At 66.9% G+C, this 14,317-nt stretch carries 14 protein-coding genes; 3 read left to right on the top strand and 11 right to left on the bottom strand.

Translation table 11 applies throughout. From position 1 onward, the window contains the following. Positions 1 to 10: 10 nt before the first annotated feature. Together G154_RS14865 and G154_RS14860 are read right to left on the bottom strand one after the other, a co-directional pair. On the bottom strand, positions 11 to 1,834 hold the full coding sequence (locus tag G154_RS14865) for an ABC transporter ATP-binding protein (protein WP_019510297.1): 1,824 nt from the start codon (positions 1,832 to 1,834) through the stop codon (positions 11 to 13). Beyond that, positions 1,831 to 3,630, bottom strand: coding sequence for an ABC transporter ATP-binding protein (locus G154_RS14860; RefSeq protein ID WP_019510296.1), 1,800 nt, complete (start codon positions 3,628 to 3,630; stop codon positions 1,831 to 1,833). Before G154_RS14860 ends, G154_RS14865 begins: the two co-directional genes overlap by 4 nt. Before the next feature lie 358 nt (positions 3,631 to 3,988). Between G154_RS14860 and prrA the strand changes: the two genes are divergently transcribed. Continuing rightward, positions 3,989 to 4,702 carry a two-component system response regulator PrrA gene (prrA, locus tag G154_RS14855; protein WP_023986252.1) on the top strand — a complete coding sequence of 238 codons (714 nt, stop codon included), beginning with the start codon at positions 3,989 to 3,991 and terminating at the stop codon, positions 4,700 to 4,702. Between the two features lie 30 nt (positions 4,703 to 4,732). Continuing rightward, positions 4,733 to 6,064: a cell wall metabolism sensor histidine kinase WalK gene (locus G154_RS14850; protein ID WP_031601684.1), complete on the top strand. Its 1,332-nt coding sequence runs from the start codon at positions 4,733 to 4,735 to the stop codon at positions 6,062 to 6,064. Between the two features lie 79 nt (positions 6,065 to 6,143). On the opposite strand, the gene G154_RS27115 is transcribed toward G154_RS14850, so the two are convergent. Genes G154_RS27115 through G154_RS14840 form a run of 3 tightly spaced genes read right to left on the bottom strand, consistent with a single transcriptional unit; the run spans position 6,144 to position 7,227 of the window. After that, positions 6,144 to 6,266, bottom strand: coding sequence for a hypothetical protein (locus G154_RS27115; protein ID WP_019510293.1), 123 nt, complete (start codon positions 6,264 to 6,266; stop codon positions 6,144 to 6,146). Positions 6,267 to 6,279: 13 nt separating this feature from the next. Continuing rightward, positions 6,280 to 6,855: a hypothetical protein gene (locus tag G154_RS14845; RefSeq protein WP_019510292.1), complete on the bottom strand. Its 576-nt coding sequence runs from the start codon at positions 6,853 to 6,855 to the stop codon at positions 6,280 to 6,282. A gap of 9 nt (positions 6,856 to 6,864) precedes the next feature. After that, positions 6,865 to 7,227, bottom strand: coding sequence for an FKBP-type peptidyl-prolyl cis-trans isomerase (locus tag G154_RS14840; protein ID WP_019510291.1), 363 nt, complete (start codon positions 7,225 to 7,227; stop codon positions 6,865 to 6,867). A 38-nt stretch (positions 7,228 to 7,265) separates the two neighbouring features. Between G154_RS14840 and G154_RS14835 the strand changes: the two genes are divergently transcribed. Next, the gene (locus G154_RS14835) at positions 7,266 to 8,828 is read left to right on the top strand and encodes an NAD(P)/FAD-dependent oxidoreductase (protein ID WP_019510290.1); all 1,563 of its coding nucleotides are present in this window, start codon (positions 7,266 to 7,268) and stop codon (positions 8,826 to 8,828) included. Here the strand turns inward: G154_RS14835 and G154_RS14830 are convergent. The 6 genes from G154_RS14830 to pdxH all read right to left on the bottom strand — a co-directional run bounded on the left by G154_RS14830 (position 8,825) and on the right by pdxH (position 14,303). Further along, positions 8,825 to 9,238 (bottom strand): MarR family winged helix-turn-helix transcriptional regulator, encoded by a 414-nt coding sequence (locus G154_RS14830; RefSeq protein WP_019510289.1) that lies wholly within the window; start codon positions 9,236 to 9,238, stop codon positions 8,825 to 8,827. The two genes, G154_RS14835 and G154_RS14830, sit on opposite strands and share 4 nt — an antisense overlap. Next, complete coding sequence (locus G154_RS14825) at positions 9,231 to 10,676, bottom strand: MFS transporter (RefSeq protein ID WP_023986253.1); 1,446 nt, start codon at positions 10,674 to 10,676, stop codon at positions 9,231 to 9,233. The genes G154_RS14830 and G154_RS14825 overlap by 8 nt, the downstream gene beginning before the upstream one ends. Positions 10,677 to 10,800: 124 nt before the next feature. Next, entirely contained in the window at positions 10,801 to 12,102 is a 1,302-nt protein-coding gene (locus tag G154_RS14820; RefSeq protein WP_019510287.1) for a citrate synthase, read from the bottom strand. 56 nt (positions 12,103 to 12,158) lie between these two features. Beyond that, positions 12,159 to 12,845, bottom strand: coding sequence for a TetR/AcrR family transcriptional regulator (locus G154_RS14815; RefSeq protein ID WP_019510286.1), 687 nt, complete (start codon positions 12,843 to 12,845; stop codon positions 12,159 to 12,161). Then, entirely contained in the window at positions 12,838 to 13,569 is a 732-nt protein-coding gene (locus G154_RS14810) for a TetR/AcrR family transcriptional regulator (RefSeq protein WP_019510285.1), read from the bottom strand. The genes G154_RS14815 and G154_RS14810 overlap by 8 nt, the downstream gene beginning before the upstream one ends. A gap of 74 nt (positions 13,570 to 13,643) precedes the next feature. After that, positions 13,644 to 14,303: a pyridoxamine 5'-phosphate oxidase gene (gene pdxH, locus G154_RS14805; RefSeq protein WP_019510284.1), complete on the bottom strand. Its 660-nt coding sequence runs from the start codon at positions 14,301 to 14,303 to the stop codon at positions 13,644 to 13,646. Positions 14,304 to 14,317: the final 14 nt, after the last annotated feature.

Raw genomic sequence — 14,317 nt, 5'->3', positions numbered from 1 at the left:
CGTCGACCCTTTACGCCAACGACTCCACCCACGCCCGGTGCAATCCGGCGAATTGCCCGCCGGCATCGACCAACTCGCTGGGCGGTCCGTCCTCGACGATCTCGCCGTGCTCCAGCACCAGCACCCGGTCGGCACTGAGCACCGTGGAGAGCCGGTGTGCGATCACCACCGCGGTGCGGTCGGCCAGCACAGTGGTCATGGCACGCTGCACCATCCGCTCACTCGGGATATCCAGTGATGACGTCGCCTCGTCCAGGATCAGCGCCGCCGGATCGGCCAGGAACGCGCGGGCGAAGGCGATCAACTGACGCTGCCCCGCCGACAGCCGGCCGCCACGCTTGGCGACATCGGTGCCGAAGCCCTCGGGCAACCCGTCGATGAAGCGGTCGGCACCGACCGCCGCCGCGGCCGCGCGCACCTCGGCGTCGGTAGCCGTGGGCCTGCCGAACCGGATGTTGTCGGCGATGGTCCCCTCGAACATGAAGTTCTCCTGGGTCACCATCACCACCTGCTCACGCAGCGCGCTCTGGGCGATGTCACGCAGGTCGATCCCGTCGAGGGTCACCGCGCCGCTGACCGGGTCGTAGAACCGCGCCAGCAGCTTGGCGATCGTCGTCTTGCCGGCCCCGGTGGTCCCGACCAGCGCGACGGTCTGTCCGGCCGGGATGTCCAAGGTCAGTGACGGCAACACCGGACGATCCGGGACATAGGAGAACTGCACATCGTGAAAGCCGATATGGCCCTTCACGTCCGACAGTGGCACCGGGTGCGCCGGATCCTGGATGTCGGGATCCTGGGCGAGTACCCCGGCGATCTTCTCCAGTGCCGCCGACGCGGACTGGAAGGTGTTGAAGAACTGCGAGATCTCCTGCATCGGCTCGAAGAAGATGCGCAGATACAGCAGGAACGCGGTCAGCGTGCCCAGCGTCATCTCGTCGTGCAGCACCAGGTACCCGCCGAACAGCAGAACCGCACCGGTGGTGAGGTTGCCCGTCAGCCGCACCGCGGGCATGAAGATCGCGAGCAGTTTGAAGGCCCGCTCGTTGATCGACTTGTACTGGTCGGCAACGTCTTCGAAGATCTGCTGGTTACGCGGTTCGCGGCGGTAGGCCTGCACGGCCTTGATACCGGTCATGGTCTCGACGAACTGCACGATGACCAGTGCGGCAGCCTCGCGCACCTTCAGATACGTCTTGGACGACTCGCTGCGGAACCACCACGTCAACAGCACCAGGATCGGGAACGCCGTCAGGCAGACCAGCCCGAGCCGCCAGTCCAGCACCACCAGCAGCACGGCCGTGCCGAACATCGTCAGCACCGCGGTGATCAGCCCGTCGAAGCCGGTGGCCAGCATGTCCTGGATGGCGTCGACATCGTTGGTGGACCGCGCAACCACCCGACCGGAGGTGTAGCGGTCGTGGAACGCCACGTCGAGGCGCTGGAAATGCCGGAACAGCCTGCGCCGCAGTTCGATCAGGATCTCCTGGCCGATCCGCCCGGACCGGCGCAGGAAGTACATCCGGCTGGTGGCCTGCACCACGACCACACCGCACAGCGCGGTCAGGATCAGGACGAGTTCGTGCGCGGTGCCACCGGCGACGATCGGCGGGATGCCGTGGTCGATTCCGCGCTGCACCAACAGCGGCACCGACAGCCGGGCGGCGTTCTCCACCACCACCACGACCGCCAGCACCGCGAGCACCGCCTTGTAGGGGCGCAGCAGGGAACCTAGCAGCCAGCGGGCCTCGCGGCGCCGCGATACCGACTCGTCGATGGGCAGGTTCTCGTCGTCGGCGGTGACCGCCTGCCCGCGCCAATCCGTGTTCGCCGTCATTGCTCGGCCCCGGCGAATTCATCGTCGGCGGCCAACAGATACCGGTACTCGGGCGCATCGGCCAGCAACTCGGCATGGGTGCCGACCCGGGTGACGGTCCCGTTCTCCAGCAGCGCGACCCGGTCGGCCAGCAGCACCGTCGAGGCCCGGTGGGCCACCACGATGCCGGTGACATCACGCAGCACCCGGCCCAACGCCTCGGTGACCTCTGCCTCGGTGTGCACGTCCAGGGCCGACAGGGTGTCGTCGAGCACCAGGATGCGCGGTTCGGCGATGATCGCGCGCGCCAGCGAAAGCCGTTGCCGCTGGCCACCCGACAGGCTCATGCCCTGCTCACCGATGCGGGTGTCGAGCCCGAACGGCAGGTCGTAGACGAACCCGGCCGAGGCCACCTCGATGCCGCGGGCCAGGTCTTCCTCGGTCGCGTCCGGGTTGCCCAGGCGCAGGTTCTCGGCGACCGACATCGAGAACAGCGTCGGATCCTCGAACGCGGTGGCCACGGTGTGCCGCAGCGCGGGCAGCGACAGATCCCGGATATCGGTGCCGTCGACCAGGATGGCTCCCTCGCTGACATCGTGCAGCCGCGACAGCAGCGAGGCCAACACCGACTTCCCGGACCCGGTGGCACCGACCAGTGCGACCGTCTCCCCCGGCTCGACGGTCAGATTCACGTGCTGGAGGGCCCATTCTTCGGAGTCCGGGAACCGGAAACCCACGTCGACCAGTTCCAGAGAACCGCCACGAGGCAGTTCGGATACCGCCCCGTCGGTGATGGTGCGCGGCTCGTCGAAGATCTCGGCGACACGGTTGGCCGCCGTCATCGACTCCTGCGTCATGGACAGCAGGAAGCCCAGCGAGGCGATCGGCCACACCAGCGACAGCATCATCGTGATGAACGCCACCAGGGTCCCCATGCTGATGAGCCCATGACCAGTCGCATACGCGCCGAAGCCCAGCACGATGATCAGCGTGACGTTCGGGATGACCTCAAGCAGCGTCCAGAACTTGGCCGACACCCCTACCTTGCGGATCTCGGTCTCGAACAGGCTGGTCGCGCGGTCGTCGAAACCGCGGTAGGCATGCTCCTCGCGGCCGAAGGATTTGATGACCCGCAGCCCCAGCGCGGACTCCTCGACATGGGTGGCCACGTTGCCCGCCTGGTCCTGGGACTGCCGCGACAGCATGGTGAACTGACGCTGGAAGTGCAGGATGGTCAGGGTGATCGGCACGATCGCGACCATCACGACGACGCCGAGCGGCCAGTACATCGACAACAGGATCGCGGTCACCACGATGATCTGGACGATGTTGAGCATCAGGAACAGCAGCCCGAAGGACAGGAACTGCCGAATCGCCGACAGGTCGTTCATCACCCGGGAGAGCAGCTGGCCGGACTGCCAGTTGCCGTGGAAGGACATCGGCAGCACCTGCAGCCGCGCATAGAGGTCCTTGCGGATATCGGCCTCGACACCCATCGTCGCGCGGGCCACCAGCCAGCGCCGGACGAACCACAGCACGGCCTCGGTGACCAGCAGCGCCATCGCGGCCAGCCCCAACGTCCACAATCCGGCCGAATCCTTCTCACGCACCGGCCCGTCGATGACGGCCTTGGTGAGCAGCGGCACCGACACCGTTGCGCCGAGGCTGACGAAGGCCGCGATGACCATCGCGAACCAGCGGACCCGATAGGGCTTCAGGTAGGGCAGCAACCGCAGGATGTCCGAAGAGGAACGGATGCGCCGCGGCGGTGCGGCGATGGCCGGTGCCGACACCAGCCCGTCACGCGCACTCGACATACGCCATCACCTCCTCCCCCCGACCATCTTGAGTTCTACGGCACCAGTCCGACAACCGATTAACGCTGTGTACCCACCGTAAAACCTGAACAATGGATGAGGTCAAACTGATTCCGCGCAGCGCGGCGCGGGAAAATACCTGGTCTCAGCCGGGTGGACGCCGAGCGTGATGAGGTTGAAGCAGTGTAGGAAAAAGCGCCCCACCACCGATACCAGTTCAGCCGGTTGCCGATACCTGTGCCGAGACTGAAACCAGGTGACAATGCGAGCAGCCGAACCCGGCGGTGCGTGCGCTACCCCACAAAGGCGCAGCGCCGACCGGCCAGCATCCCCCAGCCACCGGGCCCTTTGGGGCAGTATTGGCGGCATGGAAAGTGGTTCCTCGACCTCGCCTCGGGTCCTCGTCGTCGATGACGATCCCGACGTCCTCGCATCGCTGGAACGCGGTCTGCGGCTGTCCGGTTTCGAGGTCTCCACCGCGGTCGACGGCGCCGAGGCCCTGCGCAGCGCGACCGAGACCCGCCCGGACGCGATCGTCCTGGACATCAACATGCCGGTGCTCGACGGTGTCAGCGTGGTGACCGCGCTGCGTGCCATGGACAACGACGTCCCGGTGTGTGTACTCTCCGCACGCACCAGCGTCGACGACCGGGTTGCCGGTCTGGAGGCCGGCGCCGATGACTACCTGGTGAAACCCTTCGTCCTGCAGGAGCTGGTCGCGCGGGTCAAGGCGCTGCTGCGCCGCCGCGGGTCTACGGCGACGTTCTCCTCGGAGACCATCTCGGTCGGCCCGCTTGAGGTGGACATCCCCGGCCGGCGCGCCAGGGTCAACGGCGCCGATGTCGACCTGACCAAGCGCGAGTTCGACCTGCTGGCGGTGCTCGCCGAACACAAGACCGCCGTGCTCTCGCGCGCCCAACTCCTCGAGCTGGTCTGGGGCTACGACTTCGCCGCCGACACCAACGTCGTCGACGTGTTCATCGGTTACCTGCGCCGCAAGCTGGAGGCCGGCGGCGCGCCGCGGCTGCTGCACACCGTGCGCGGTGTGGGCTTCGTGCTGCGGACGCAATAGCCCGTGGACCTGTACGACCGGCTCTACCGGATGCTCGGGCTGCCCAAGCGCATCGTGTCGCTGCGCACGATCGTGTTGGTCGCGGCGCTCGGCGTCGTCACCACCGTCATCATCATCGGGACCTGGGTGTGGATCGGTGTCACCAACGAGCAGTACAGCCAGCTCGACCGGCGCCTCGACTCGATAAGCAGCCTCGGCGATGTCAGCACGCTGCTCTCCGACGCGATGAAGAACGACGGCGACGCCCCGGTGGTCGATCCCGACCTGGTGCGCACCGCGCGCATCGGCGGCGCGACGGTGTCGGTGCCCACCGATGTGGTGCTGCCCGAGTTCCCCGACGGTTTCCAGACCACCACCATCAATGGTGTGCAGTACCGGGTCCGTACCTTCACCGCGGGCCAGGCATCGATAGCGCTGGGCTCGACCCTGACCGACACCGAACGTCAGATCGACAACCAGCACCGCCGGGTGCTGCTCATCAGCGGCGGTGTCATCGGCGGCACCATGGTGGTCGGGTGGATCATCTCGGCCATCATGATCACCCCGTTCCGGCGACTGGCCCAGCAGGCCCGGGCCATCAACGCCCAGTCCAACCCGGACGAGGTGAACGTGCGCGGGGTCTGGGAGGCCAGTGAGATCGGCGAGGCCGTCGAGGGCATGCTGGCGCGCATCGGCGATGAACAGCAGCGCACCAAGGCGGCGCTGGAGTCGGCGCGCGACTTCGCCGCCGTCGCCTCCCACGAACTGCGCACGCCGTTGACCGCCATGCGTACCAACCTCGAGGTGCTGGCCACCCTCGACATGCCCGACGACCAACGCGCCGAGGTACTGGGCGACGTCATCCGCACGCAGTCGCGGATCGAGGCCACGCTCTCGGCCCTGGAACGGTTGGCCCAGGGCCAGTTGGCCACCTCCGACGACCACGCTCCGGTGGACCTGACCGATCTGCTCGACCGCGCCGCACATGACGCGATGCGGGTCTATCCCGAACTCGATGTATCTCTGGTGCCCGCACCCACGGTGCTGATCCTCGGGCTGGCGGCCGGGCTGCGATTGGCCGTCGACAACGCCATCGCCAACGCGGTCAAGCACGGTGATGCGACCAGGGTCCAACTGTCGGCGGTCAGCTCACGCGAGGGTGTGGAGATCGCGGTCGACGACGACGGCTGCGGTATCCCCGAAGAGGAACGCACCAAGGTGTTCGAACGGTTCTCCCGCGGATCGACGGCATCGGCGTCGGGCTCCGGGCTCGGGCTGGCGCTGGTGGCCCAGCAGGCCGAGTTGCACGGCGGGACCGCCTCGCTGGAAGCCAGCCCGCTCGGTGGGACCCGCCTGTTGCTGCGGTTGCCCGCTCCGCACTAGGGCTAGGGCAGCCGGCGCAGACCGAACGCCAGCGTGCACACCACACCGGCAAGGAAGGACACCAGCAGGAGTCCGGTGTTCACGATCGATCCTCGCTCTCCTGCGGGCACGGTTTGACCACCAGCACCAGCACCACCCAGGTCAGTGCCGAGCCGAGCACGAATGCCAGCAGGTACCCGAACCACTGCATCAGAAAATCCACGGCCGTCCCCTGACTATTGCGGCACCGGCGGAGCCGTCGAGAGCACCGCGATATCGTCGAGCACCTTGAGCTCCGGCCACGCCGTGCCCACCGCCTGCTCCAACCGGAGTTTGGCGGCATCGGACTGCGCCGTGCCGAACAGCGTGATGGTGGCGCCCTCGATGCTGAATCCGAAGTCCGACAACGGCTCACCGGCCTTGAGGACACCGTCGAATCGGGTGAGGTCGGCCGCCGTGACACCGTCGATGGGGGTCAGCAGGTCGAGCACCGTGGTGCCGGGAAGATTGTTGCGCACCTTGTCGACGGCAAACGCCACCGAGGCCGGATCGGGCAGCTGACCGGACAAGACGACGTCATTGCCTTTGCGCCGCAACGAGAACGGCGCCACCATCGCCTCGGGTCCGGCCGTGTCGTTATCCGTCGCGGTGGTGGCGATGACGGGAAGGTCGGGCAGGGCCTCGCGTTGCGGTGAGCCCGCCCAACCGATCAACCCCAGACCCAGCGGCACCGCGATCAGCGCAGCCAACCAACCGGCGCCCGGCGCGCGCCGGTAGTAGCGCGCCGCCGGGCGCCGGTGGGTGTTGGCCATCGCGTGTCGCTAGCGAGCGCCGAGCAGATCGATGACGAAGATGAGCGTCTTGCCGGAAAGCCGGTGCCCCCCGCCCGCGGGACCGTAGGCCTGCTCCGGCGGGATGGTGAGCTTGCGGCGGCCGCCGACCTTCATCCCCGGAATGCCGTCCTGCCAGCCCTGAATCAGTCCGCGCAGAGGGAACTCGATGGATTCACCCCGATTCCACGAACTGTCGAACTCCTCGCCGCTGTCGTATTCGACGCCGACGTAGTGCACCTCGACGTTGCCCCCGGGCACCGCTTCGGCGCCGTCACCGACGATGATGTCTTCGATGGTCAGCTCGGTGGGCGCCGGGCCATCGGGAAATTCAATCTCAGGTTTCGTTGCCACGATTTACAACCGTAGTCGGGCAGACTGACTTTGTGGCCATGGACGCGGACACCGATCTGGACATCGTCATCGTCGGCGGCGGGCACAACGCGTTGGTCGCCGCCGGTTACCTGGCCCGTGCGGGCCGGCGCGTCAGAGTGCTCGAACGGTTGGACCACGTCGGCGGTGCGGCGGTCTCCGCGCACGCCTTCGAGGGCGTCGATGCTCGGCTGTCGCGGTATTCGTATCTGGTGAGCCTGCTACCCCGGCGCATCATCGACGATCTGGGAGCCAGGCTGAGACTGGCGCGTCGCCGCCAGTCGTCCTACACGCCCGACCCCGCGACCGGCGGGGCGACCGGACTGCTCATCGGGCGCGACAGCACGTTCGGGGCGATCGGCGCCGACGCCGACGCCGAGCGGTTCGCCGACTTCTACCGCCGCGTGCGGCTGGTCACGACCGCGCTGTGGCCGACCCTGTTGTCACCGCTGACAACCCGCTCGGCGGCCCGCGATCGCGTGCTGTCGGGCGGCGATCCCGCGGCCGCCGCGGCCTGGCAGGCGCTCATCGAAGAGCCGATAGGCCACGCCATCACCAAGGCGGTGGACAGCGACCTGGTCCGCGGCGTGCTGGCCACCGACGCGTTGATCGGGACGTTCGCCGCCACCGACGATCCCTCGCTGATCCAGAACATCTGCTTTCTTTATCACCTGCTTGGCGGCGGGACCGGTGACTGGGAGGTGCCCGTCGGCGGCATGGGGGCGGTCAGCGGTGCGCTGACGGCCGCCGCGTGCGGTTTCGGGGCCGAGATCGTGACGGGCGCCGACGTCTATGCGATCGACCCCGACGGCGAGGTGCGTTACCGCAGAGGCGACGTCGACCATGTCGTGCGGGGGCGGCATGTGCTGGCCGGAGTGACCCCCGCGACATTGGCCCGGCTGTTGGGTGAGCCTGAACCCACGGTAACCCCCGGTGCGCAGATCAAGGTGAATCTGATGCTGACCCGGCTACCGAGACTGCGCGACCCCGCCGTCACCCCGGAACAGGCTTTCGGGGGCACCTTCCACATCAACGAGACGCTGCACCAACTCGATTCGGCATACGCCGCAGCGGCCGCCGGTGCGCTACCCGAGCCGCTGCCGTGTGAGATCTACTGCCATTCACTCACCGACCCGAGCATTCTGTCCGACTCCCTGCGCCGGTCGGGCGCGCACACCCTGACCGTGTTCGGTCTGCACACCCCGCATGGATTGCTCGACGGACTCGATCCCGACACGGCGCGGCTGCAGTTGACCGCGGCCGCACTGCATTCACTGAACACCGTTCTGGCCGAACCGATTCAAGATGTCGTGATGATGGACCGCCATGGCCGCCCGTGCGTCGAGGCGAAAACCACGAGCGATCTGGAGCACGCGCTGGGTATGACGGCAGGAAACATCTTCCACGGGGCCCTGAGCTGGCCGTTCGCCGAGGACACCGAGGAACTGGACACCCCGGCGAAACGCTGGGGTGTGTCCACAGCGCATGAGGCGATCATGTTGTGCGGCTCGGGAACTCGCCGTGGCGGCGCGGTGTCCGGGATCGGCGGCCACAATGCCGCCATGGCGGTACTGGAGAGCTAACCGCGCGTTGCTTTGTGCAGAATCTCTTGTAACGCACTCAAATCCGCGTCACTGAGCGAGCGCATCAGATCCGGAGCGGGATTGTCGACGCTGTCGATGGCGACCAGCAGCTCGCGCCCGGCATCGGTGAGTGAGACCTTCTTGCAGCGTCTGTTGTCGGGATCGGTCTCACGGATCACCAAGCCACGCTTGGCGAGGTCGTTTACGGCGACGGTGGCCGCCGGCGCGTCGATGGTGGCCGCGTCGGCGATCTCCTTCACCGACAGGGCCCGGTTGGCCAACCGACTGATTATCCGGATCCGACTGAACGGCAACCCCGTTCGTTCGACGACGGCGCGTTTCCAGGTGTCCTGGTTGTTGATGACGATCGAGGACATCAGCCGCCACACATCGTCGGCGCGATCAGACATCGGCGCGCACCTTCGGTCCCTCGATGAGCGGGGCCAGCCGGCGCGCCGACTCCATCGCCCGGGGCGCGGTCGAGATCACGCCGAGCACGGCGATCACCACACCCAGCACCACGCATGTCGACCACAGCGGGCGTGCCGCGTCGGCGAAGTTCACGGCCGCCGCGGCATGACTCGAACCGGCCGCCGCCAACGCCGCACCGGCGATCGAACCGCACAGCGCCACACCGATACTCACTCCGATCTGCCGGCTGGTACTGGTGACCGCGGATGCGGCGCCTGCCCGGTCCAGCGGCATCCCACTGACGGCGGCGTTGGTGATCGGCGCGTTGACCATCGAGAAGCCGATACCGAACACCGCGAACACCAGCATCAGCGTCCACACCGCAGCGTTCTCCGGCAACAGCACCAGCACGGTCGAGGCCAGCGCGATCATCAACCCCGAGATCACCAAGGACGGGCGGGCCCCGTATCGCCCGACCATCCGCCCCGACAGCGGCGAGAAGATCAACGCTCCGACCGCGATGGGCAGATAGATCAGACCGGTCTGGACGGCCGAGAACCCGCGTGCCCCCTGCAGATACAGCGACATCATGAACAGCAATGCGCCCCAGGATGCGAAGGCGCAGATGGCGATGACGGTAGCCGAGGCGAACGGCACGCTGCGGAAGAAGCGCAGATCGATGAACGGGTCCACGCGCCGGGATTCGATGCGCAGGAACGCCGCGAAAGCAAGCAGCGCGACCGCCGCGGCACCGATGACGCGATAGTTGCCCCAGCCCAGAGCCGGACCCTCGATGAGCGCGAACACCGTGCCGAACAGGAACAGCACCGCCAGAATCTGGCCGACCGGATCGACATGGCGCATGGTCGCGGACTTGGTCTCCGGCACGAACAGGGCCGTCAACACGATGGCGGCCAGACAGATCGGCAGGTTGATCCAGAACACCGCGCGCCAGCCGATCAGGTGGATGAGCAGACCACCGACGGTGGGACCGAGCGCCATCGCGATGCCGACGACGGCACCCCAGACACCGATGGCCCTGGCCCGTTCGACCGGGCCGGTGAACACCTGCGAGATGATGGACAGCGCCACCGGATTCAGCATCGAACCGCCGACGGCCTGCAGGAAGCGCGCGGCGATCAGGGCGTCGATACCGGGGGCCAGACTGCACAGCAGTGAGCCCACGGCGAAGACGGTCAGTCCGATCTGGAACACCCGGCGGCGCCCGAACCGATCCCCCATCGCCCCCGAGAGCATCAACAACGACGCCAGCACCAGGGTGTAGACGTCGATCACCCATTGCAGCTGGGAGGCCGTCGCCCCGAGATCGGTGCGGATCGACGGGATCGCGACGTTGACGATGGTCGCGTCCATCGACACGATCAACAGACTCAGGCAGCACGACGCCAACACGATGCGCTTGCGCGCAGCCGTCATCCCGGCCATTGCCCCACGACCCGGATGCGGGACAGTTGTATTCACACAACTATTGTGAAACTACAACCGTCCAACGGTCAAGCCGAATATTGCCCCGACGCGATCGGCGAGGCGGGAAAGAGTGTCAGCGGGCGCCCAGGTCGACGTAATCGCGCTCGGTGTAGCCGGTGTAGATCTGGCGCGGACGGCCGATCTTCGAGGGCTCGGAGTGCATCTCCTGCCAGTGCGCGATCCAACCCGGCAGCCGGCCGAGCGCGAACAGCACGGTGAACATGCGGGTCGGGAAGCCCATCGCCCGGTAGATCACGCCGGTGTAGTAGTCGACGTTCGGGTAGAGCTTGCGCTCGACGAAGAAGTCGTCGGTGAGCGCGATCTCCTCGAGCTGCTTGGCGATATCGAGCAGCGGATCCTCCACACCGAGCTTGCCGAGGATCTTGTCGGCCTGCTCCTTGACGATGCGGGCACGCGGGTCGTAGTTCTTGTACACGCGGTGACCGAAGCCCATCAGCTTCACGCCGTCCTCGCGGTTCTTGACCTTCTTGACGAAGGTCGCCACATCGTCGCCGCCGTCGCGAATCTTGGTCAGCATCTCCAGGACAGCCTGGTTGGCGCCGCCGTGCAGCGGGCCCCACAGCGCGTTGATGCCACCGGAGATCGAGGTGAACAGGTTGGCCTGCGAGGAACCCACCAGCCGCACCGTGGACGTCGAGCAGTTCTGCTCATGGTCGGCGTGCAGGATCAGCAGCATGTCGAGCGCGCGGACGATCTCGGGATCGACCTCGTAGGGTTCGGCCGGGAAGCCGAAGGTCATCCGCAGGAAGTTCTCGACCAGGGTCAGCGAGTTGTCCGGGTACAGGAAGGGCTGGCCCTCGGACTTCTTGTAGGCGTAGGCGGCGATGGTCGGCAGCTTGGCCAGCAGGCGGATCGTCGACAGCTCGACCTGCTTGCGGTCCAGCGGATCCAGCGAATCCTGGTAGTAGGCGCTCAAGGCGTTGACCGCCGAGCTCAACACCGGCATCGGGTGGGCGTTGCGCGGGAATCCGTCGAAGAACCGCTTCAGATCCTCATGCAGCAGGGTGTGCCGCTGGATCTGGTTGGTGAACGACTCCAGCTGCTCGGCGGTCGGCAGCTCACCGTAGATCAGCAGGTAGCTGACCTCGATGAAGGTCGACTGCTCGGCCAGCTGCTCGATCGGGTAGCCGCGGTAACGCAGGATGCCGGCGTCCCCGTCGATGTAGGTGATCGCGCTCTTGGTGGCCGAGGTGTTGACGAACCCACCGTCGAACGTGGTGTAGCCGGTCTTGGAGAGCAGCGGCCCGAGGGCGATTCCGTCGGAGCCTTCTGTGGCCTTGACGATGTCGAGGTCGATCTGACCGCCCGGATACGACAGGGTTGCTGTCTCGTCAGGGCTGGAGTTTTCGGCCACTTGAACCCCTTCTGTGGTCTGGGCTGCGCGTCACTACTGGACGGTAGTCGCTTACGTTACGTCGCGCCTGCGCGGGGTTCCCCCTCGGGTACCTCGCTCGACCGCACCCTCGAACCCCATGGCCGCCAGGTGCGGACCAGCAGGTCATAGGCGGCTTGGATGCGAGTGGCGACGATCTCCGGCTCGATCGGCGGGTACCCGGGCGTGCCGAGACCGTGACACGCTGTGTTCATCACCACAGTCCAGGTCTCCAGCACCAGGTAGACGGCGTCGTGGTCGGTCGACAGGCCCATCCGTTGCGCGACCGCCCGCACCGTGGGAAATCGATCCTTCTGTTCGCGGTACGGGATCGCGGTCACGTTGAGGCTCGCCGAGGAGTTCACGATCTGGATCAGGGCAGCCATCCGCTTGAAGATCGGCGTCTGCTCACCGCCGGGCCCCGGCTGCAGGGCGACCAGATGCGCCCGCAGCATCGCTTCGTACTCGGTGATGTCGTGGGGCAGCGCCGACAGTGCCGCCGCGACATAAGCGGCGGTGTCCTCCACGATCGCGATGACCACCGCATCCTTGGTCGGAAAGTAGCGGCTGAAGGTGCGCGGGGACACCTCGGCGGCCGAGGCGATCTGTTCCACGGTGGTGTTGTCGTAACCGTGTCGTTGGCACAGCTCGGCCGCGGTCGAGATCAAAGTGGCCCGAGTACGCAGCTTCTTGCGTGCCCGCAGCCCCTCCGGCTGATCAGACATTCGTCGCGAGATCGGTTTCGGTCAGGACCGGAGCGGTCACGATCGGCTCGACCGGACCGGGCAGGTCCGCCGGGACGATATCGGTGCTGAACAGTTCCCCGGCGAACCCGGCGACATGCCGGCACGCGCGGTTGAGGCGATCCGCCATGACCAGCGGGCCCAGCGGCGCGCCGTCGTCATCGGAGACGAGGTCACCGCAGGCCGCGATGATGATGGCCGAGAACAGCGAAAGGCCGAGCAGCATGCTCCGGTCGTCGGCAGGCACACCCATCTGGTCGGACAGCGCGGCGATGACGCTGTCGTTGCGAAAATCGAATGCACTCTGACGCAGCGCATCTGCGCTGTTGATGATCCGAAGGATCAGCACGACGCGCTCACTGGTCAACCGGCCGACGCCACCGGCGGCGGTGCGCGTCAGCACCGAAACATGGGCGGCTCGCAATGCTTCCAATGGTCCGAGGCCGCGCGGAAGCCTGCGCAGTTCCAGCGCGATCTCCTCGGACAGTTCCTCGAGCAGGGTCAAGAAGACCGCTTCCTTGGAGGCGAAATAGCGGCTGTAGGTCCGTGGGGACACCTCGGCCAGCGCGGCGATCTGATCGACGGTGGTCGTCTCGTACCCCTGGCGCAGGCACAGTTCCAGCGCGGCGTCGATCAGTGTCGTCCGAGTCCGCTGCTTCTTCCGTTCGCGCAAACCGAGATCGGTTTCCCTGTTCGCCGCAGCCACCCGAGGATGGTAACCCGTGCGACTGAGAGTGCACGGTAGGTTTCCGGTGGGCTTCGCCACCCGGGCCACGGCCGCTACGGTTGTAGCCGCTCGATTCGCGCGCCGGCATCGGTGACCCGAATCCTGTTATGCACCCGGTTTTCCCGGCCCTGCCAGAACTCGACCACCTCCGGTGCGATCAGATAGCCGCCCCAGTTCGGCGGCACCGGAACCGCTTCCGATTCGCCGAAACGTGCCGTGACGTCCACGAGTTGATCGAGCAGGACGGCCCGCGACGCGATCGGGTGCGATTGGCGCGATGCCCAGGCCCCCAGCTGCGATCCGCGCGGACGCTTGGCCCAGTAGTCGGCGGTGTCGGCCTCGGACACTTTGTCGACCGGGCCGCGAACGTGCACCTGGCGGCCCAGCCCGTACCACGGGAAGGTCGCCGAGGCGTACGGCTGTATTGCCAACTGCTCCCCCTTGTCCGAGTCGTAGTTGGTGAAGAACGTGATCCCGGCTTCGGTCGCCCCCTTGCACAACACGGTCCTGGTGGCCGGCCGCCCCTGTGCGTCGACGGTGCCCACGACCATGGCGTTGGGTTCGGTCAACCCCGCGGCGCGCGCATCCGACAGCCACCTGCCGAACAGCGCCAGCCAGCCGTCGGCAAGCCAGTCGGCATCGAGGTCCGCACTGCCGTCCTTTTCCACCGATCCGTACTCGGCGCGCATCCGGGCCAGTTCCTCGGGTTCCATTTGCAAGACGGTAC

The organism is Mycobacterium sp. VKM Ac-1816D, assembly GCF_000416385.1.
In the GTDB taxonomy this organism is placed as follows: Bacteria; Actinomycetota; Actinomycetes; order Mycobacteriales; family Mycobacteriaceae; genus Mycobacterium; species Mycobacterium neoaurum_A.
Note: the sequence above shows the minus strand (reverse complement) of the source record. Positions and strands in the feature narration are given on the sequence as shown.